We start from the raw sequence: 20601 nt of genomic DNA on the forward strand, positions 1-20601 counted from the left end.
TCCCCGCTCAGCGCTGGTGGACGACCTCGATGTCGCGTACGGCCACCCGTGAGGACTCGATGGGCACGGACGCCGCCCGGGCCCGGCTCGCGCCGTCGTCTCCCACGAGCAGTGCCGCAGCGTGGACCGAGCCGCTCGTGGGCCGCACCCACACTGCCTCGGCGGCCCCGACGGGCACGGCAGTGCTGTGACCGGCATCGAGCGAGACCTCCTGTGCGGTCACCGTCCCGTCACGCAGGGCGAGCACCTCGGCGGTGGACGTCTCGTCGGCGGTGATGCTGACGGATCGGGTGACCTGGCCACCCGTCTCGGTGGGCAGCGCGACCCCACCGAGCGAGCGGATGGCGGTGGTCGCGACCGACCAGGCCATGTCGCGGGTCCCGTCGGACGCCCGGGTGGTCAGGTGGGCTGCCGCCACGACCGGTTCGTCGGACTCGACGAGCCACCCGTGCACGCCGGGCTCCTGCTCGGGCAGGTCGAGGTCGACGGCGCTGCCGGCGGGGACGGTCTCGACGCTCGAGCTGCGCGGGCCGTCCTCGCCGAGGCTGCGCACCTGGACCACGGCGTCGCTCCCGCCGGGGGCTGCGAGGACGATCCCCTGGTCGTCACCGTCGACGCCCGCGGGGACGACCTGACGCTTGCTGGGAGAGGTCGTCGGGACGGAGGTCTCGACCCCTGCAGGAGTCAACCCGTCGAGGTGGTGGTCGACGATCGTCGGGACGATGAGCCCGTTGCTGCTGGTGACGTGCACCGCCTGCGGCGCGTCCGTCCCGCCGATCGCGTCGAGGAGGACGATCGAGCGGTCGCGCGGCGGGACGACGACGGACTCGTCCCCCTTCGCCCCGAGCGCGTCGACGGTCACGGAGACCGCATTGGCGCCGGGGTTGGTCAGCACGAGCTGCTCCTGGCGGCCGTCCTCGGCGCCACCGGAGACGAGCCATGCGTCGGCGGTCGGTGCCGTGCACGGTACGGCGGCCAGACCGGTCGCCCGCTCACCGCCGGCGACGAAGGACTGCGACATGACCGCCCCGGGAGCGTGGTGCCACCGGGCGCGGACCCGCATCGGCCCATCCAGCTCGTCCTCGACCACGTCGGGGCGGCCGCTCGTGGGCTTCTCGTCCTGGTCGGTGTCGCTGCTCCGGTCGGCGGCCAGGTCCCGGATGGAGATCTCTCCCGGCTCGTCGTCCGGGGTGACGACGCCGTCGAGCACCGTGCTCGGCGCGGCGTGCGCCGAGACCTGGCCGGTGACCTCGACCTCGGACCTGTCGGTGAACGGGTCACCCGGACAGTAGGCAGTGACGCTCGTCGCCGCGACCTGCTTCCCCGCCCCCTGCGGTGCCGCGTCGCCGGGTACCGCCCCGAGGCGATCGACTCCCAGGACGACCGCTGCGGACAACGCGCCGACGACGACGACGCGCACGACCGGGTGGGCCCAGTCGCGGCGGCCCGACCAGCGACTCATCGGGTCTCCTCCTCGTCCTCGAGGTCCGTGCGGCGCTCCATCGGCAGGGCCAGGTAGAACGCGAGCACGAGGGCGGTGATCTGGATGAGCTTCCACAGCGGGTGACCGGCACCGACGTCGATGCTGACCTGGCCGGTGCCCTCCGGCAGGTCGTAGGTCGGCACGGCGCTGTGGGTGAGCACCTCGAGGAGCTGCCCGTCGGCGCGCACCTCGGCCCGGTCACTCCAGTCGAGCGACTCGGCGATGCTCAGGTGCTGGCCCCGGGGCACCGGGACCGACCCGTCGGTGTCGGCGTGCGCTCCGGTGCCCTCGACGGGTGCGCTGGACCCCTCGCTCGTGACGCGAACCCGCGATGAGGTCGAGCCGTCGGTGACCGGCGAGCGCACGGCCCAGGTCACGTTCCCCGCGCTCGACCCGAGCCGGGACAGGCCCGGCGACGCATCGAGGAGGCGGCCCTCGGCCTCGGTCGCGTTCAGGACCACGAGGGTCGCGACTGCCTGCTCGGCCAGGACGTCCGCGGGAGCCCGCTCACCCTCGCCGTGGCCCAGCGACCGGGCCACGGCGGCGGCCACCTGCTCCTCGCCGGCGACCGGGGACAGCTGGTGCGGGAGATCGCGAACGAGGTCTCCCGGCTCGCTGCCGAGGAGGCGGTAGGTGAGCTGCTCCTCGCGCGGGTCCACGACGAGGGTTCGGGTGGCGGTCGGCCCCTCCGCGCCGGCGATCGCGACGAGCGGACGCGGCTCGCGCCAGGTCGACAGCTGGTCGCCGTAGGAGTGCGTGGCGACGACCACGCCGCTGCCGACGGCCGCCACGACCAGCCCGACCGCCGGCAGGGCCAGCAGGGAGCGTCGACCTGCGCCGCGAAGGGGGTCCGGCAGTACCTCCGAGGCGAGCAGCACGGCGACCAGGGCAGCGCCGAGGAGGACGAGCTGGCCGGTTCCGGCCCACGGGGTGATCGCCTCGCCGGCCCCCACCGCTCCGGCGGGCCGGTGACCGAGGACCAGGTGCGGGACGACGACGGCCCAGGCCAGCCCGAGGACGGCCATGGCCGCCGCGACCCAGGAGGCCCGGCGCGGCCCGGGGACGAGCAGCGCGAGGACACCGACGACCAGCACACCCGCGGTCCACCACGTGGTCATCGGCCCGTCGGGGAGCTGCCCGAGTGCGAGCTGCCAGGGCGGCAGATCGACGGGGGTGTCGGTCAGGCCCCACCCGGTGAGCAGGCGGGCGGGCTGGCTGCGCAACGTCAGCAACCACGGCCCCGCCAGGAGCAGCGGGGTGAGCACGAGGGTGACACCACGCCAACGACCGCGCGTCCCGCCGAGCAGCAGATGGCCGAGGCCGACGAGGACGACGACGATGCCGGCGAGAGGGGTCACCGCGGCGAGCAGCGCTCCCCACAGACCGGTGCGCACGACATCGCTGTAGGGCGTGCGCGCACGACCGACCCGGACGAGACCGGCGACCACGCGCGGCAGCAGCACCAGCGCGAGGAGTGCGCCGATCCTCCCTTCGCCGACCGCCACCGCCGCAGGCGCGGAGGTCACCCAGGCGAGCGCGACCCCGGCGCGCAGCCACCGACGGTGGGTGAAGGTGCGTGCGCTGCCCCAGGCGACCACGGCGGCCAGGGGCAGTGCGACGATGACGAGGAGTGCGAGGACGACCCCCGCGGGCGAGTCGGCGTCGCCGACGGCGGGGATCCAGCTCAGCACGGTGGTCATGCCGGCCAGCACGGCCACGGCGGGCGACTGCTCGAGCCCGTGTCCCCAGCCCTGCCCGTGCCACGCCATCCACCACGAGTCCCACAGCTGGCCCCCGGTGGCGCGACCACCGAGCAGCTCGCCTCCCACCAGTCCGGCGTCGAAGCGGTGACGTAGCTCGTCGGTGATGTGGCGTGCGGCCCAGCCCGACATCACGCTCGCCGCGACGACGACCCACAGCAGCGGGTGGAGCAGGACGCTCCGTCCTTCGGTCTCGAGGGAGCGCGCTGCGACGCCGTGGTCCCGGCCCCCGGAACCACGGGCCTCGTCGACGAGCCGACGCAGGGCCAGCGAGGGGGGGACGAAGAGGGAGGAGAGGTCGCCGCGGGCGACCTCGCGCGGTGCCCTGCCGCGCAGGCGCGATCGCAGGGTGCGCGGGTCGACTGCAGCGGGGAGGCTGGCCAGCTCGGCCGCGCCCATCCCCGGTCGTTTGAGGACGATGAGCGCCAGGCCACCGAGGAGGGAGCCGATGAGGATCCACAGTGCGAGGAAGGGCGCGACCAGGAGGTTCGCTCGCGTCAGCGCCACCCGCCTGGCCTGCCTGCGGTGGTCAACGGTCGCCCGCACCTCGGCCGCCGAGGGCTCGACCGCGACGGCAGCGCCCGGTGCGAGGACGACCCGGTGCCCGGCGCGCTGGGCACGCCAGCCGAGGTCGAGATCGCCGCCGAAGTCCCCCATGCCGGGGTCGTGTCCCCCGAGGTGCTCGAGGACCGAGCGGTCGATCAGCAGGCCCTCCAGCGGCGCGGATATCGCATCGACGACGCCGTTGTACTGGCCCTGGTCGGTGGTGCCGGCGACCGGGTCGGGGACGATCCGTCCGGTCCGCGTCACCTGCAGACCGAGCCGCACGATCCGGGAGGGGTCGTCCTCGTCGACGAGCTTGGGCGTGACCATGCCGACGGTGCGGCCGGCAGCGGAGACCAGTCGACGCAGGGCCTGTGGGTGGGGCCGCGAGCGGGAGGTCAGCACCCAGACCAGGTCTCGTCCGAGGTCGGCGCGCGGGAGGCTGTCGACCATCGAGGGCAGGATGCGGCGCAGACCACGTCGGGACCCGAGCGTGGTCGTCAGGACGTCGATCTCGGCGTCCTCCACGGCCGTCAGGAGATCGCTGGTGTCTCCGAGCCCGTCGAGGGCACCGTCGACGAGGAGGATGCGATCGGGAGCCTGCTCCTGCGCGAGGAGGGCGCGCAGGGTCTGGCCCGTCCCCTCCCGTGTACGCGCCACGACGACGGCCGTGACCGTCGCCACAGGCGCCGTCGTCCGCCGGGAGGGAGTGGCGGAGGACGTGGTGCTGGTCTGCTGCGTCACGGCCTCGACGGCAGTCAGACCGCGCGCTTCTTCAGCTTGCGACGCTCACGCTCGGAGAGTCCGCCCCAGATACCGAAGCGCTCGTCGTGCTCGAGGGCGTACTCAAGGCACTCCTTGCGCACCTCGCACCCCGTGCAGACCCTCTTCGCCTCGCGAGTTGAGCCACCCTTCTCCGGAAAGAAGGCCTCCGGATCGGTCTGCGCGCACAACGACCGCTCCTGCCAGGACAACTCGGTCAACTCGGTGGACTCTTCGTCGATTTCATCGGCGGTGATCAGGTGAAGCTCGTGCAACATGGTCCCTCCTCGACCTCGGCACTCGACCCGGACTTCATGTCTGTCACACCAAAAGTGTTACGACATGTCCGTAATTACATGCGTGTCATACGTGCGTCGTCAAGCCGGACGGGGTAAGGAGCGCTGAGCGGTCGGCCGGTGCAGGTCCGACGATCTGCGCCTGAGACGATGCACGCCATGCGCATCACCGTCATCTCCGGGGGCGAACCCGGTGCCCGATTCACCCGTGGGCTCCTCGACCACCTGGAGCGCAGCCCCGATCTCGCGGACGCAGACGTCACCATCATCGCCAACACCGGGGACGACATCTCCCTGTGGGGCCTACGGCTGTGCCCGGACCTCGACCTGCTCATCGACGCCCTCGGGACGGCGAAGGGGGCCGACCCCCGGCCCTCACGCGTGGTCGGTGACGAGCTGGCCGCCCTCGGCGTGGAGCCCCGGTGGTATCCCGTCACCGATCGCGAGATGGGCGTCCACGTGGCCCGCACCGCATGGCTGGGGCGGGGTGACTCGCTGACCGAGGTCGCCGCCCGCCTCGCCACGGCGCACGGCGTGCCGGACCACGTCCGGGTCCTGCCGATGTCCGACGTCCCGGTCGAGACGCACGCGGTGCTCGACGGGCCGGAGGACCAGCGTGCGGTGCACGTGCAGCAATGGCGTCACGAGCTCGGGCGGCCCGCTGCCGCTCGCTTCGTCGTCGCGGGCCTGGACCGCGCGACCCCCTCCCCCGGCGTCCTGGACGCCATCCGCGGCGCGGACGTCGTGCTGCTGCCCCCGAGCGACCCGGTGCTCGCGCTGGGCATCGCGATGGGCGTCCCGGGCCTGCGCGACGCCCTGCGCGGCACCTCCGCGCCCGTGGTCGGGGTCAGCCCCGTCGTCGATGCGGACCCGGCCCCGGAGCCGCTCGTGGCCTCCCTGACCACCGTCGGCGTGGACACCACCTCGGGCGGCGTCGCCGCGCTCTTCACGGACCTGCTCGACGGGTGGATCGTCGACCCGGCCGACGCCGCAGCTGCGCCGCCCGGTTCCCGGTGGTCCACCGCCGCGCACACGGGCCCGCTCGTGGACTCAGCCCCCACGGACGTGGCCGCGACCGCTCTGGCGCACGCACTCTCCCTTCGCTCCTGACGGATCGGGTCACCACCGGGTGGGCAGGTGCGCCGGCAGGCTGCGGCGCGGTCCCCGTCGCGGGCGCCGGCCGGCTGCGACGATCACGCGCTGGGCGCGGTAGCGCTGTCCCGAGTACGGCTGCAGGAGCTGGGCCATGCGTGCGTCGTCCCCGATGACGCCGTCCAGGGCGAGGGTCACGTCCTTGGCCACGTGGTAGTCCCCGAAGCTGGGTGAGTCCGCGTCGCCGAGCGCCCGCTGGGCCACCTCCGCGGCCGTCCACACCCCGACCCCCGGTAGCGACCGCAGTCGCCGGTGTGCCTCGTCCAGTGGCAGTGCGGCGCACTCGTCGAGCCGTCCCGCGACCCGCATGGCAGTGACGACCGTGCGCGCGCGAGATCCGTCGACCCCGGCGCGCACCCAGTCCCACGACGGGATGCGGGTCCACTCCGCGGGACTCGGCGGGGCGACCAACCCGCGCCCCTCCCCCGGCCCCGGCGCAGGAGTGCCGAACCGGCGCACCAGCTGGCGGAGGCTGCTGAAGGCCTCCCGGCCGGTGACCTTCTGCTCGACCACCGAGCACACCAGCATCTGGGCGACGAGGCCGTTGGCGGGCACACGCCAACCGGCCATGCGTGGCCACTCCCGTGCGACGAGGTCGTGGTGCGCGGTGAAGCCGCTCGGGTCGTCCCGCCCGCCGAGCAGGTCCGGGAGCCGGTCGAGCATCCAGTCCGTGCCCGGACCCCAGGCGCAGGCACGCACCTCGCTCCCGTCGCCGCCGAGGTGCAGGGTGACCGGTCCCTCCGCCGTGGTCCAGGCGAACCACCACCCGTCGCGCCCGTGCGCGCTCGTCGGGTCACCGGCGCCCCGGACGAAGGGGGCGAGCGTCCGGTCGACGTCGAGCGGCTCGGGCGGCCGGTGTCGTCGGGTCCTCACGGGACCAGCGTGGCGATAGATTGGCCGCGATGCGACCGACGGAGCACGTGCTGGACATGTTCGCCGTGCCCGGCGACACCGAGCCCGTGCCCGGCGGTCAGGGCCGCAGCGTCCGCGCCGGCGACCTCGTCCTCTCCCCCGACCGCGATGCGGCGACCGCGGAGGCGATCGCCCCGGTCCTCGCCCGACTGGCGGCGGACCTCGACACCCGAGCGGGGCGGGACCACCGCGACCTGCGGATCGCGATGCCGGTCCCGGCCCGGGACGGCTGCTGGGTCATCGACGGCTGGGCCGCGACCCGGTACGAACCGGGCGCCGTACCGCTGACCGACCTCGCGGCCACGCGCGCGGTCGGTGCGGTGCTGCACGCCGAGCTGGCCGTCCGGGTGCCCGCCGTCCGGTTGCCCCACCGCCGGGACCGCTGGGCGCGGGCCGAGCGGGTGGCCTTCGGCGAGGCCCCCGTGACCACCGGCACCCTCGGCTCCGACTGCGGGGCACTGGTGCGGACCCTCATCGAGCACGGCGACGACACGCCGCTCGGCCCCGACCAGCTCGTCCACGGCGACCTCGCGGGCAACGTCCTGCTCGACCCCCGAGGGGCCCCGATCGTCATCGACGTCTCTGCGTACCGGCGCCCGGTCCTGTGGGCCGAGGCGCTCCTCGTGCTCGACTCGGTGCTGTGGCACGGCGCGGACCCCGCGGTCATGCAGGAATGGGCCACCGGGGCTGCCGGCGGGGCGATGGCCCGGGCCGCGGCCTTCCGGCTGCTCAGCGACCGTCCCGCGGACGTGCCTGCATACACCCGCGCCCTGGACCCGCTGCTCACCTGACGGGGAGACCGACCGGATCATGGCTCGGGCAGGAGGTCGTGGCTGCGGCCCCACAGCCAGCCGGTGGCGGCCCACACGACATCACCGAGCACGGTGAGGAAGCGCGCGACGACCACCACCGCAGCAGCGGCGGAGACCGACAGCTGGGTGGCCAGGAGCAGGACCATGATGCCGTCGCGCACGCCGATCCCCGCCGGGACGACGACGCTGAACGTCCCGATGCCGGTGGCGAGCAGGTAGCCGGAGACCGCGACGAGAAGCAGTCGCGCAGGGTCGGCCCCCTCCGGAGCCAGATCCTTGGCCAGCACCCACACCGACATCCCCCCGACGAGCCAGGAGGCGGTGAACCATGCACTCGAGAGGGTGACCGCCGCCGGCCCGAGGTCGTGGTCCAGAGGGGGCCGGCGGAGCACACGCAGCGCCTGCCGGATGCCGAGGTTGAGCAGGGGCGGCCACAGCAGGGGCAGCAGCACGACGACCATCAGCAGCACGCTCCACCACGGGAGGGCGGCCTGACCGTGGGTGAGCAGCGCGGGCAGTGCCGGCAGCCCGGCGATCATCCCGGTCACGGCGGACAGCCCGATGCACAGCAGCCCGCCCACGGCGGTGCGGTGACGGGGCACGCCCAGCCGCGCGGCCATCTCGGTCTGCACCACGACCGACCACACCGACCCGGGCAGGTACTTGCCCAGCTGGCCGACGAAGAAGACGCTGCTCGCCGCGGCGATGTGCAACCGCGACCCGAGGTCGTCGAGGAGTACCCGCCAGCCCAGGACGGTGAGGAAGGGGGAGCACAACGCCAGCAGCGCCGCTGCGGCGAGCGACACGGGCCCCAGGCGGCCGAGGTCGGAGCGTACGGCCTCCCAGTTGGTCCACAGCGCGATACCCACCGCGAGCAGGACCAGGACGAGGAACCCGGCGCGCAGCAGGTCCACGACGCGCCGACGCGCAGTGCGCACCGTTGCCTGGTCGACCTCGCTCATCTCGGCTGCAGCCTATGCGACCGCAGGTCGGTGGGAGCGGAGGTTCCCCCCCTTCGTAGGCTGGAGCCATGCCCACCCCCGCATCGGTCCTGACCATGATCAACGGCCGGGACTCCACTTCTCCGCGGATCACCTGCTACGACGACGTCCCCGGCCCGACCGCCGGTGAGCGCATCGAGCTGTCCGGGCGCGTCCTGGGCACGTGGGTGAACAAGGCGGGCAATGCCCTGCAGGAGGAGTGGGACATCGAGCCGGGGTCGGTGGTCCGGCTGTCGATGCAGCCCCACTGGCGGCTGCTCTACTGGGCCTGGGCCGTGTGGTCCGTCGGGGCGCACGTCGACCTCGACGCCGACCTGACCGCGGACCTCGTGGTCACCGACGACGCCGCCTCGCTCCCCGACGACGGACCCGCCGTCCTCGTCACCCGTGGCGCGCTGGCCCGTTCGGCCGGGACCGACCTCACCGACTCCACGATGGACGAGGCCGCCGATCTGGCCTCCTTCGGTGACGACTTCATGGCCTGGCAGGAGCCGGACGAGGACGACCTCGCCCTCACCCTGGGGGGCACCTCACACACCCACGGCGCAGCAGTCGCCGACGCGGTCACGGCCATCCCGGTGACGAGAGGAACGCGCCTGCACCTGGTCGACCCGGCCGCCGGCGAGCTGGTGCGCACGGCGATGTCGGTCTGGGCCGGCGGAGGGTCCCTCGTGCTCCAGCTCGGCGCCGTCGACCCGCAGACACTGGCTCGTCGCGCGACGAGCGAGGGCGCCACCACCGGCTGATCCGTGGACCAGCGGGGTGACGCCCCGTTCCCGTGTGCCTCGCCGACGATCAGGCGGGGATGCGCACCTCGCGCTCGAGGGCCTGCCAGGTGACCGCTCCGACGTAGCCGGTCCGGGTCAGCCCGTTGCGCTCCTGGAGGGATCGCACCGCCTGCTCGGTGGCCGGGCCGTACACCCCGTCCGAGAACATGCCCAGCCGCGACTGCAGGGCCGTGACCGCGGGACCGGTCGAGCCCGGCTTGAGGACCGTCGTGCGGTAGGCGAGGAAGGGGTACTTCGTCGCCTCGAGGGCATCCCACGTCTGCTCGTCGACCACGCCGGTGACCGGCAAGCCGTGGGCGGTCTGGAAGCTGCGCACCGCCGTCGCCGTCGCCGCGCCGAAGACCCCGTCGACCGCGACGCCGCCGACGACCTGCTGGACCTGCTTCACTGCTGCGCTGCGCGTGCCCTCGGCGAGGACCATCGACTTCAGCCCGGCGAACTCGGTCGACGTGGCGACGGTGGCCACCCCGGCGGAGCCGAGGAAGGACGCCCGTGGGAGGGACTGGGCACCGCCGCTGCGGGACAGCAGCGCCTCCCACGTCTTCGCCCCGACGACACCATCGGCCGTCAGGGAGTTCCTGCGCTGGAAGGACCTGACCGCCGACGCCGTCTGCGAGCCGAAGACCCCATCGGCCTTCAGGTCCAGGATCCGCTGCAGCCTCTTCACCGCAGCCCCCCTCGACCCCTGACGCACCGTCTCCGGGACCTTCGTCGACGAGGACGAATCACCCTTCGACGAGTCACCCTTCGAGGAACTGTTGCCCTTGGAGCCACCCGACGTGGAGGAGCCCTTCCCCAGCAGCGCCTCCCACGTCTTCGCCCCGACGACACCATCGGCCGTCAGGGAGTTCCTGCGCTGGAAGGACCTGACCGCCGACGCCGTCTGCGAGCCGAAGACCCCATCGGCCTTCAGGTCCAGGATCCGCTGCAGCCTCTTCACCGCAGCCCCCCTCGACCCCTGACGCACCGTCTCCGGGACCTTCGTCGACGAGGACGAATCACCCTTCGACGAGTCACCCATCGAGGAACTGTTGCCCTTGGAGCCACCCGACGTGGAGGAGCCCTTCCCCAGCAGCGCCTCCCACGTCTTCGCCCCGACGACACCATCGGCCGTCAGGGAGTTCCTGCGCTGGAAGGACCTGACCGCCGACGCCGTCTGCGAGCCGAAGACCCCATCGGCCTTCAGGTCCAGGACCCGCTGCAGCTTCTTCACCGCAGCCCCCCTCGACCCCTGACGCACCGTCTCCGGGACCTTCGTCGACGAGGACGAGTCACCCGAGGTGCCCGTCTTCTTGTACGACATGCCCTTCAGTGCCTTCCAGACATTGCTGTCCACGACCCCGTTGACCTTCAACGACTTCTTGCGCTGGAAGGACCTGACCGCCGACGCCGTCTGCGACCCGAAGATGCCGTCCACACCGATGCCCAGCTCCCGCTGCAGCTCCTTGACCGCGGCACCCGTGGAACCCTGACGCACCGTGCTCGGGATCTTCGACGACGAGGACGAACCACCCGAGGCGCCCGTCTTCTTGTACGACATGCCCTTCAGTGCCTTCCAGACATTGCTGTCCACGACCCCGTTGACCTTCAACGACTTCTTGCGCTGGAAGGACCTGACCGCCGACGCCGTCTGCGACCCGAAGATGCCGTCCACACCGATACCCAGCTCCCGCTGCAGCTCCTTGACCGCGGCACCCGTGGAACCCTGACGCACCGTGCTCGGGATCTTCGACGACGAGGACGAACCACCCGAGGCGCCCGTCTTCTTGTAGCTCTTGCCGTTCAGTGCCTTCCAGACATTGCCGTCGACGACCCCGTTGACCTTCAGTGACTTGTCCTTCTGGAACTTGCGCACGGCGGCGTTGGTCTTCGACCCGAACACACCGTCGACGGACAGGCCGAGAATGCGCTGCAAGGCCTTCACGGACTCGCCGCGCGAGCCCAGGCGCACGGTGTCCTGGGCGCTCGGCGACGGCGTGCTGGACCCTCCGCGTGCCGGAACCTTGCCCAGCGCGACCATCTTGGCCCACGTCGCCGCGTCCAGGACGCCGGTCGCGCGGACGGAGTGGTTGCGCTGCCAGGAGATCAGCGCACTCTTGGTCGCGGGGCCGAAGACCCCGTCGGCGTCGGTGCCGATGACCTTCTGCGCCAGCTGCACATCCGGCCCGCGGGCCCCTTCGCTCAGGCGCGGGTAGGACGTCGGCGGGGTGAGCGGGACGGATGGGCCCGAGGGGGAGGTCGACACCCCGGTCCAGGCCTTGCCGGTCCACCAGGACGTGCGCTGCATCGCGCCGTCCCAGCTGAAGCTGAAGTGGATGTGGTCCGTGTGCGGGTTGGGCCCGTTGTACGGGCGCCAGCCGGCATCCATCTGGTACGTGCCCCAGATCCGGCGGTCCCAGATGACGTACATGATGCCGAACCGGCGGGCCATCGCTCCCTGCCGGCCCTGCGCGTCAGGGGCCATGAGCCAGGCCAGTACCGAGTCGGCGACGCCGCGCTCGTGGCTGTCGTAGGCATTGAGCATCCAGTCCAGGGCACGCCCCTCGGAGTGCTCGGTGACGCCGCTCGTGCACGCGCGCGAGATCCCGTAGTTGAACTCGCTGTAGTGGCTGGCCATCAGGCGAGCGAACGCGAGCACGCCGGGCTTCGCGACCGGGTCGCAGGTGTCCTGCGGGACGTACGGCGAGGCGACGTCCAGATCGCCGGGCAGGTTGTTGTTCGTCGGCGGGTTGGGAACGGCGGCACGAGCCACGTTCCCGGTGGCAAGGGGAAGGGCGAATGCCGGGATGAGGGCGGCACCAACCATGCGGACGGATCGTGACACGCGGATGCTCCTAGGACAGGGCACGGGCAGGGAAACCCGACCGGGACAGTGGCGAGCCCTTCTTCCTCACACCCGTCACAGGATGCTCAGAAGTCAGGCCAGTCACTCTTATTCCACGGGCCACGTTGGACACGCCAGCCCCACTGGGTAATTACAGACCTGTCATTCCGCCGCGGTGACGGGCCGTCACCAGCCTGTGACCACCCCCTTCGCCTGCAGCCATGTGCTCCCCGCCCACTACCCGCCGCCGAGCCTCTGGATAGGCTCGGGGCATGGACAAAGTTGTCACCTCACCGGCCGAGGCCGTCGCGGACATCCCCGACGGCGCCACGCTTGCGGTGGGCGGATTCGGGCTGTGCGGCATCCCGAGCGTGCTCATCGACTCCGTCCGGGCGTTGGGGGTGAAGGATCTCGAGTGCGTCTCCAACAACTGCGGAGTGGACGACTGGGGCCTGGGATTGTTGCTCGGCGGCGGTCAGATCCGCCGCATGGTCTCCTCCTACGTCGGGGAGAACAAGGAGTTCGCCCGCCAGTACCTCTCCGGTGAGCTCGAGGTCGAGCTCACTCCGCAGGGCACCCTCGCCGAGAAGCTGCGCGCCGGCGGGTCCGGCATCGCCGGCTTCTGGACCCGCACCGGGGTGGGCACCCAGATCGCCGAGGGCGGACTGCCGTGGCGCTACGACAGCGAGGGGAACGTCGCCGTCTCCTCCCCTGCCAAGGAGACCCGTACGTTCACGGTCAAGGAGCGCGGCGCCGACGGCTCGGTGGTCGACACCGAGCACGAGTTCGTCCTGGAGGAGGCCATCACCGCGGACTACGCGCTGGTGCGCGCCACCCGGGGTGACCGGCACGGCAACCTCGTCTTCGAGACGACCACCCGCAACTTCAACCCGCTGTGCGCGATGTCCGGCCAGGTGACGATCGCCGAGGTCGAGGAACTCGTCGAGCCCGGCGAGATCGACCCCGCCGAGGTGCACCTGCCGGGCATCTACGTCCACCGCGTCGTCCCCCTGACGCCGGAACAGGCCGCCGACAAGCGGATCGAGAAGCGCACCATCAGCGACGACAACAAGGAGGCCTGAGATGGCACTCACCCGTGAGCAGATGGCCGAGCGCGCGGCCAAGGAGCTCCAGGACGGTGACTACGTCAACCTCGGCATCGGCATGCCGACGCTGGTACCCAACTACGTACCCGACGACGTCGAGATCGTCCTGCAGTCCGAGAACGGCATCCTCGGCGTCGGCCCCTACCCGAGAGAAGCGGACATCGACGCCGACCTGATCAACGCCGGCAAGGAGACCGTCACGCTGCGCAAGGGCGCCTCGATCTTCGACTCGGCCACCAGTTTCGGGATGATCCGCGGCCGCAAGGTCGATGCCGCCATCCTCGGCGCCATGCAGGTCGCCGAGAACGGTGACATCGCCAACTGGATGATCCCCGGCAAGATGGTCAAGGGCATGGGCGGTGCGATGGACCTCGTCCACGGCGCCAAGAAGGTCATCATCCTCATGGACCACACCGCCAAGGACGGCACGCCGAAGATCCTCACGGCCTGCGAGCTGCCCCTGACCGGCAAGGGCGTCGTCCAGCGGATCATCACCGACCTGGCCGTCATCGACGTCACCGACGACGGGCTCGTCCTGCGCGAGCTCGCCCCCGGAGTGACCGAGGACGAGGTACGCGAGAAGACGGGGGCGAGCCTCACGGTCGATCTGGACTGACCTCCGAGCGTCCACAGGGCCGCACCACCGCTCCCGACGACGGGGTGGGGCGCGGCCCTTGGGCTGAGCGCCCGCGGTTCGATGGCCATCTGTCGCACCTGTGTCGGTGGTTGCGGGCGGCTCCGCCCTGAGTCGGGCCGCTGGATACCTCCGCCCATGACCGGCACACCTCGACGTGGCCGGGAAAACCCTCGGATGACCGCGTACAACGCGGTCGGGTCAAGGCCTCCCGGTCCCGTCAGGGCTTCCCGGGCGAAGGACCCCGTCAGTCCTTGGCGAGGTTCTTGGGGCTGGTGAGGAAGCCGATGCCCCAGGACCAGTGCATGGTGGCGATCGCGAGGGGAACGCGGGTGCGCACGGGGGGTGCCTCCCCCTTCGAGATGATCCAGCCGCCGATCCCGATGGCGACGGCATAGCCGGCGGGGACCGCCCACGCGGGCCGCCAGGCGAGACCCAGCAGGCTCGCGGCGACCGTGCCCATGACCATCGCCGGCGGCGCGAGGTAGCGGGCATTCGCGGTCCCGGGGTGCTGGCGGGCGACGACGCGGCGCCAGCGTCCGTAGTTGAAGTACTGATCCGCCAGCCGCCCCACGGTGGACCGGGGCCGGTAGGTGACGACGAGGTCTGGAGTGAACCACACCCGGCCACCACCGGCACGGATGCGGTGGTTCAGCTCCCAGTCCTGGGCACGCGCGAAGTGCGGGTCGTAGCCGCCGACCCGCTCGAGCGCCCCCCTGCGGAAGACTCCGAGGTAGACGGTGTCGGCCTCGCCGGCTCCCCCTCCGGTGTGGAACCGGGCCCCGCCGACCCCCAGGGGGGACTTCATCGCACAGGCGATCGCGCGCTCGAGATCGCTGACCCCGACCGCGTTCATGATCCCCCCGACGTTGTCAGCGTCCGTCTCCTCGAGAGTCGCGACGGCCGTGCTCAGGTAGTCCGCCGGGATCTCCGCGTGTGCGTCCACCCGCGCGATCACCTCACCGCTGGACGCCCCGATCGCGCAGTTGAGGGCGTCCGGAGTGCGCCCGGAGGGATTGGGCACGGTGCGCACGCGGGGATCGGCCGCCGCCAGCTCGGCCGCCACCTCGGCGGTCCGGTCGCTCGACGGCCCGACGGCGAGGACGACCTCCAGCTCGCCCGGCCAGTCCTGACGCAGGATCTGCCCGACCGAGTCCGCGAGGTGTCGCTCCTCGTTCAGCACGGGCATGATGACGCTCACTCGGGACAACACGGGCTCCAGTATGGACAAGGTCTCGACCACGGCTGTCGGGACTCGCCGCTCGCATCATGCCCGTTGCCAGTCTTTGCTCTTATCCTCGTTCGCATGCCTGACCGCCCCTCACGTCCCCGTCGACCCTCCGGCGACCCCCCGTCCGAAGGTCGGGACGGTGACGACGCGATCGTCTTCGACGCCCGACGCGGCCGCCGAGACGGTGACGACACCGCCCGAGCGATCCCGACCGGCCGGCGTGAGCGCCCGGGACGGCCGGCCGCAGGCGGCCAGCCGTCACAAGCACAACGTCCACCCGCTGCCCGACGTCGTCCGGAGCAGCGGGACGAACCGCACACCCGGGTCATGCCCACCGGCAGCCCTGCGTCGCGCCCCGCCGCCGACTATCCACGAGATGGTCGTCGCCAGAGCCCCCCTGACGGTCCCGGTCGCCCGGGCGGGCCCGGGGGCCCGGGCGGCCACGGCCCCGCTCGTCCTCGACGCCGACGGCCGGGTCGCAGGTTCGTCTCGGTCCTGCTCGTCCTCGTCATGGCTTGGGCCGTCGGCATGTTCTGGGCCGTCAGTGCCTCATGGGCGGAGGTCAACAAGGTCGACGCCACCCCGGACGGCGACCGCCCCTCCAGCGAGGGACGAAATGTCCTGCTCGTCGGCAGCGACTCCCGCGCCGGGTTGACCTCGAAGGAGCAGGAGCGGCTCGGCACCGGGAGCGACACCGGGGGCGCCCGCACGGACTCGATCCTCGTGCTGCACACCGGCAGCGGTCCCTCCACGTTGGTGTCCATCCCCCGCGACTCCTACGTCGAGATCCCCGGACACGGGATGAACAAGATCAACGCCTCCTTCAGCATCGGTGGCGCGGAGTTGCTGACCGAGACGATCGAGCACAACACCGGACTCGAGATGAACGGCTACATGGAGATCGGCTTCGGCGGTTTCGCCCACGTCGTCGATGCCGTCGACGGGGTCGAGATCTGCGTCGAGAACGCCATGGACGACGAGAAGGCACACATCAACCTCCAACCCGGGTGCCAGGTCCTCGACGGCAAGACCGCCCTGGGCTACGTGCGGGCGCGCTACTCCGACCCCAAGGGCGATCTGGGCCGCGCCCAGCGCCAGCGGGAGTTCCTCGGCGCACTCTCGGACAAGGTGATCTCCCCGGCCAACCTGCTGCTGCCGTGGCGGGTGCACTCCTTGGGCACGTCGAGTGCCGGCGCACTGACCGTCGGCGAGGACGACTCGATGATCAGCACGGCGCGCGCTCTGTGGGCGTTCCGCGGGATCTCCTCGGGTGACGGCAACTCCTTGGCCGTCCCCACCAGCAACACCAGCCTGCCGACGGCGGTCGGGACGGCCGTGGTGTGGGACGAGGCGCGGGCAGAGCAGCTCTTCGCCGACCTGCGCGCGGACGAGCCGCTGTCGATCACACCAGATGACAGCTGACTGCGCCCCCGGTGAGGTGAGCATGGTCACACGGACGTTAGTGTGACTGCCATGGAAAACAGCATGGACAAGGTCGGGGTCGTGGGATGCGGCCTCATGGGAGCGGGCATCGCCGAGGTGTGTGCTCGCGCCGGTTCTGACGTCGTCGTCGTGGAGTCGACCCCGGAGCGCGCCGACGCCGGCCGCAGTCGACTGGAGAAGTCACTTCGTAGGGCGGAGGAGCGCGGTCGCCTCGACAGCGCGGACACGGTCCTCGGGCGCATCCGGGTCGTGACCGACCTGAGCGAGCTCGCCGACCGGGACCTGGTCGTCGAGGCCATCGTGGAGGACGAGACGGCGAAGGTCGAGCTGTTCGAGCAGCTCGACGAGATCGTCGAGTCACCCGACGCGATCCTCGCCTCCAACACCAGCTCGATCCCGATCATGAAGCTCGCCACCGTGACGAAGCGTCCGGCCAACGTGCTCGGCGTGCACTTCTTCAACCCGGTGCCCGTCCTCAAGCTCGTCGAGCTCGTCCCCTCCCTGATGACGGCCGAGGAGACGACCGAGCGTGCCCGCGCCTACGTCGACGGCAGGCTCGGAAAGCACGCGATCACCTGCCAGGACCGAGCCGGGTTCGTCGTCAACTCCCTGCTCATCCCCTTCATCCTCAGCGCCATCCGCATGTACGAGTCGGGTTTCGCAACCGCCGAGGACATCGACCAGGGATTCGTGCTGGGCGCAGCACACCCGCAGGGCCCGCTCGCTCTGGCCGACCTGATCGGCCTGGACACGACGATGGCGGTCGCCCAATCGCTGTACGAGGAGTTCAAGGAGCCGCTCTACGCGCCCCCGCCCCTGCTCGCTCGCATGGTCGACGCAAACCTGCTCGGCCGCAAGGTCGGCCGCGGCTTCTACACCTACGACGCCTAGGAGCCACGGTCCGGGAGCAGCGCCCGCGGATCGCTCTCGTGGTACAGCACCTACATCGGCAGCATCGGACCGTCGACCAGCTGCCAGAGGACGCCACCTCCGACCCCCAGGGCCACGGTGAGGACCGCCGAGACCACAGCGGTCCGCGCCGACCACGGTCCGGGGTCCGCTGCACCACCGGCGGAAGGTCGGAAGGCCGGTGCCAGCCACCGTAGGTAGTAGAAGAGGCTGAGCACCGTGTTGACCAGCAGGACGATGACCAGCCAGGCATGTCCGCCGTCCCAGGCGGCGCTGGCCACGGTCAGCTTGCCGACGAAGACCGCCGTGGGTGGGGTCCCGACGAGTCCCAGCAGGGCGACCACAAGAGCGCCGGCCAGCCACGGGTGCGACGAGGACAGACCCCGGTAGGAGGTCAGGTCCCTTCGTTCGGGCAGCGCCGCAGTGACCGCGAACGCGGCGACATTGGTGACGGCGTAACCGGCCAGGTAGACCAGCAGCGCGGGCAGGGCCAGGTCGGAGCCGCGGACGACGACCACCGCCACGAGCAGGTAGCCGACCTGACTCACCGTGGACCAGCCGAGTAGTCGGCGGGGATCGTCCTGCCAGAAGGCCGCCAGATTGCCCACTGTCATCCCGGTCACCGCCAGCACAGCGACGAGCAGGGCCCAAGCCCGATCGGGTGGAAGTGCCTCGAGTAGACGGTAGAGGGCGACCAACGCCCCGACCTTGGGCACGGTGGTGAGGAAGGTCGCCGCAGTGGCGCTCGTGCCCTCGACGGCGTCGGGGATCCAGAAGTGTCCCGGCACCCCGCCGGCCTCGAACAGCAACCCGGCCGCGACCGCGACGACCCCCGCCACCATCGCCCCTGCGGAGACGGCAGCAAGCCGCTGTGCAAGGTCGATGTACCCGGTCGTCCCCGAGAGTCCGTAGAGCATGGTCACACCCAGCAGCAACAGGATGCCGAAGAGGGCACCCATGAGGTAGGCCTTCATCGCGGCCTCGGCGCTGCGTGCGCCACCGGCCATGCCGATGAGGCCGTAGATCGGGATGCTCGCCAGCAGGAACCCGACGACGAGCACCATGAGGTCCGTGGCACCACCGAGGAGACAGGCCCCCGTGGCGGAGAAGAGCAGCAGGGCATACGTCTCGCTCTCCCGCGGGGAGTCGGCGACCTCGTCGGCCGCGATCCCCACCACGAGCAGGGTGGCCAGGGCGACGACGACCCGGGTCACCGTGGTGGCGGAGTCGATGGCGAAGGTGCCATCGAACGCCCACTGCGCCCCCTTCGTCCCGATGACGACCGCCGTGGCAGCCGCACCGGCAAGAACGATCAGGGCGACCACACGGGTGACCCACTGCCGTGTGCGGGGCAGGAAGGAGCCACCGAGCAGCGCGACCAGACCACCCGCGAACAACAACATCTCGGGGACCAGCAGCAACGGGTTCATCCCCGTCATCGCGGAAGCCATCGTCACCGACCCACGAGGGAGACGACGACGTCCGCGGCAGGCTCGATGACCGCCAGGAGCGGTCCGGGCAGGACACCGATGAGCAGCGACAGCACCATCAGAGGAGCCACCGCCCAGACCTCTTCCGGTCGCAGGTCCGCGAATGCGGTCGAGTGGCCACGCGTCCCTCCGGTGAACACCCGTTGGAGTGCGCGCAGGAACAGCGCTGCGGTGATGATGATCCCCAGCAGGGCGAGCGCGGTGACCGGGGCCACGGCAATGCTGCCGGTGAAGATCTGGAACTCGGCGATGAACCCGGACAGCGCCGGCAGGCCCAGGGAGGCGAAGGCGGCCACGGCGAACAGCACCGTCAGGCGTGGGGCGGGTGCAGCGAGCCCGCCGTAGGAGTCCATGTCGCAGGTGTCGGCCCGATCGTGGAAGACGCCGGCGAGCAGGAACAACGCGCCGGTGACCAGACCGTGACTGACCATCTGGGTCACGGCGCCGGTGACGGCGATCCCCCGCGCCTGCGTGGTGTCCCCGGCGACCAGACCGGCCGCCCCGAGGGCGAGCACGACGTAGCCCATGTGGTTGACGGAGGTGTAGGCGATCATCCGTTTCAGGTCGGTCTGCGCCAGGGCGACGAGGGCGCCGTACAGCACGGAGACCACACCGATGACGATCAGCACCCAGGCCCAGGCCCGCCATGCCTCGGGCAGCATCGGCATGGCTATCCGCACGAAGCCGTAGGTGCCCATCTTCAGCAGTACCGCGGCCAGCACCGCGGATCCGACAGCAGGTGCGTCGGTGTGCGCCGCAGGGAGCCAGGTGTGGAAGGGCACGGTCGGGGTCTTGATCGCCAACCCGACGAGGATGCAGGCCAGGACCAACCCACCCCCGACGGAACTACCGGCCAGCGGGGTCTGCTCGGTCAGCTCGAGCATGTCGAACGTGTGCGGATCGGCCGCGACGTATAGACCGATGAACCCGGCGAGCAGGGCCAGGGAGCCCAAGAAGGTGTAGAGGAAGAACTTCAGCGCCGAGCGGGCCGCCTGGCCGTGCCCCCAGCCGGCGATGACGAAGTACATCCCCACGATCGACAGGTCGAAGAAGACGAAGAAGAGAATCAGGTCCGCAGAGACGAACAGTCCCAGGCTGACGGTCTGCAGGAACAGGAACAGCGCGGCGTGACTGCGAGGGCGGTCCACGCCGCGCAGTGAGTAGATCGCGCAGACCAGGAAGATGACGGCGGTCATCGCCACGAGTGGGAGGGAGAGGCCGTCGAGCCCGATGTGGTAGCTGCTGTCCACGCCCGGGATCCACGGCGCCTGCTCTTCGTGCGCCAACGCGCCCCGGCCGGGGTCCTCGTAGTCGAACCAGAGCCAACCGATCAGCACGAGGTCCACCGCGCTCACGATCAGCCACACCCAGGAGGCAGCAGTGCCGCCCCCTCGTGGCAGCACCACGAGCCCCAGGGCTGCGGCCAGAGGCAGGAAGACGACAAGAGAGAGCACG

Annotated in this window: 16 protein-coding genes; 7 read left to right on the forward strand and 9 right to left on the reverse strand. The window is 71.3% G+C overall.

What is annotated here, in order from left to right; genetic code table 11:
* Nucleotides 1-7: 7 nt before the first annotated feature.
* From V1351_RS11445 to V1351_RS11455, 3 genes are read right to left on the reverse strand one after another with little or no spacing between them, the layout of a single operon-like run.
* Entirely contained in the window at nt 8-1462 is a 1455-nt protein-coding gene (locus tag V1351_RS11445; protein ID WP_338748287.1) for a DUF5719 family protein, read from the reverse strand.
* On the reverse strand, nt 1459-4530 hold the full coding sequence (locus V1351_RS11450; protein WP_338748288.1) for a glycosyltransferase: 3072 nt from the start codon (nt 4528-4530) through the stop codon (nt 1459-1461). The genes V1351_RS11445 and V1351_RS11450 overlap by 4 nt, the downstream gene beginning before the upstream one ends.
* A gap of 14 nt (nt 4531-4544) precedes the next feature.
* Entirely contained in the window at nt 4545-4826 is a 282-nt protein-coding gene (locus tag V1351_RS11455) for a WhiB family transcriptional regulator (RefSeq protein ID WP_422388975.1), read from the reverse strand.
* Nucleotides 4827-5003: 177 nt separating this feature from the next.
* Between V1351_RS11455 and V1351_RS11460 the strand changes: the two genes are divergently transcribed.
* Complete coding sequence (locus V1351_RS11460) at nt 5004-5954, forward strand: 2-phospho-L-lactate transferase CofD family protein (protein WP_338748289.1); 951 nt, start codon at nt 5004-5006, stop codon at nt 5952-5954.
* A gap of 9 nt (nt 5955-5963) precedes the next feature.
* Here the strand turns inward: V1351_RS11460 and V1351_RS11465 are convergent, their stop codons facing one another.
* Complete coding sequence (locus V1351_RS11465; protein ID WP_338748290.1) at nt 5964-6869, reverse strand: DNA-3-methyladenine glycosylase family protein; 906 nt, start codon at nt 6867-6869, stop codon at nt 5964-5966.
* A 29-nt stretch (nt 6870-6898) separates the two neighbouring features.
* Between V1351_RS11465 and V1351_RS11470 the strand changes: the two genes are divergently transcribed.
* Entirely contained in the window at nt 6899-7699 is an 801-nt protein-coding gene (locus V1351_RS11470; RefSeq protein WP_338748291.1) for an aminoglycoside phosphotransferase, read from the forward strand.
* A 17-nt stretch (nt 7700-7716) separates the two neighbouring features.
* Here the strand turns inward: V1351_RS11470 and V1351_RS11475 are convergent, their stop codons facing one another.
* On the reverse strand, nt 7717-8682 hold the full coding sequence (locus V1351_RS11475; protein ID WP_338748293.1) for a lysylphosphatidylglycerol synthase domain-containing protein: 966 nt from the start codon (nt 8680-8682) through the stop codon (nt 7717-7719).
* A gap of 68 nt (nt 8683-8750) precedes the next feature.
* Here V1351_RS11475 and V1351_RS11480 point away from each other — a divergent pair, with 68 nt between their 5' ends.
* Nucleotides 8751-9467 (forward strand): TIGR03089 family protein, encoded by a 717-nt coding sequence (locus tag V1351_RS11480; RefSeq protein WP_338748294.1) that lies wholly within the window; start codon nt 8751-8753, stop codon nt 9465-9467.
* 49 nt (nt 9468-9516) lie between these two features.
* On the opposite strand, the gene V1351_RS11485 is transcribed toward V1351_RS11480, so the two are convergent.
* Entirely contained in the window at nt 9517-12333 is a 2817-nt protein-coding gene (locus V1351_RS11485; protein ID WP_338748296.1) for a peptidoglycan-binding domain-containing protein, read from the reverse strand.
* A gap of 272 nt (nt 12334-12605) precedes the next feature.
* On the opposite strand from V1351_RS11485, the gene V1351_RS11490 reads away from it, so the two are divergent.
* On the forward strand, nt 12606-13415 hold the full coding sequence (locus tag V1351_RS11490; RefSeq protein ID WP_338748297.1) for a CoA transferase subunit A: 810 nt from the start codon (nt 12606-12608) through the stop codon (nt 13413-13415).
* A 1-nt stretch (nt 13416) separates the two neighbouring features.
* Nucleotides 13417-14055, forward strand: coding sequence for a CoA transferase subunit B (locus V1351_RS11495; RefSeq protein ID WP_338748298.1), 639 nt, complete (start codon nt 13417-13419; stop codon nt 14053-14055).
* A 265-nt stretch (nt 14056-14320) separates the two neighbouring features.
* Here V1351_RS11495 and V1351_RS11500 read toward each other — a convergent pair whose 3' ends face one another.
* On the reverse strand, nt 14321-15283 hold the full coding sequence (locus tag V1351_RS11500; protein ID WP_422389028.1) for a glycosyltransferase family 2 protein: 963 nt from the start codon (nt 15281-15283) through the stop codon (nt 14321-14323).
* A 531-nt stretch (nt 15284-15814) separates the two neighbouring features.
* Between V1351_RS11500 and V1351_RS11505 the strand changes: the two genes are divergently transcribed.
* Complete coding sequence (locus V1351_RS11505; RefSeq protein WP_338748300.1) at nt 15815-16726, forward strand: LCP family protein; 912 nt, start codon at nt 15815-15817, stop codon at nt 16724-16726.
* A gap of 51 nt (nt 16727-16777) precedes the next feature.
* Complete coding sequence (locus tag V1351_RS11510; RefSeq protein WP_338748301.1) at nt 16778-17638, forward strand: 3-hydroxybutyryl-CoA dehydrogenase; 861 nt, start codon at nt 16778-16780, stop codon at nt 17636-17638.
* Nucleotides 17639-17688: 50 nt separating this feature from the next.
* Here the strand turns inward: V1351_RS11510 and V1351_RS11515 are convergent, their stop codons facing one another.
* Together V1351_RS11515 and V1351_RS11520 are read right to left on the reverse strand one after the other, a co-directional pair.
* Nucleotides 17689-19107, reverse strand: a complete 1419-nt coding sequence (locus V1351_RS11515; protein ID WP_338748302.1) for an NADH-quinone oxidoreductase subunit N — start codon at nt 19105-19107, stop codon at nt 17689-17691.
* Between the two features lie 2 nt (nt 19108-19109).
* The gene (locus V1351_RS11520; RefSeq protein WP_338748303.1) at nt 19110-20600 is read right to left on the reverse strand and encodes a complex I subunit 4 family protein; all 1491 of its coding nucleotides are present in this window, start codon (nt 20598-20600) and stop codon (nt 19110-19112) included.
* Between the last annotated feature and the right edge of the window lies 1 nt (nt 20601).

It is taken from the genome of Janibacter sp. A1S7 (genome assembly GCF_037198315.1).
Lineage (GTDB): Bacteria > Actinomycetota > Actinomycetes > Actinomycetales > Dermatophilaceae > Janibacter > Janibacter alittae.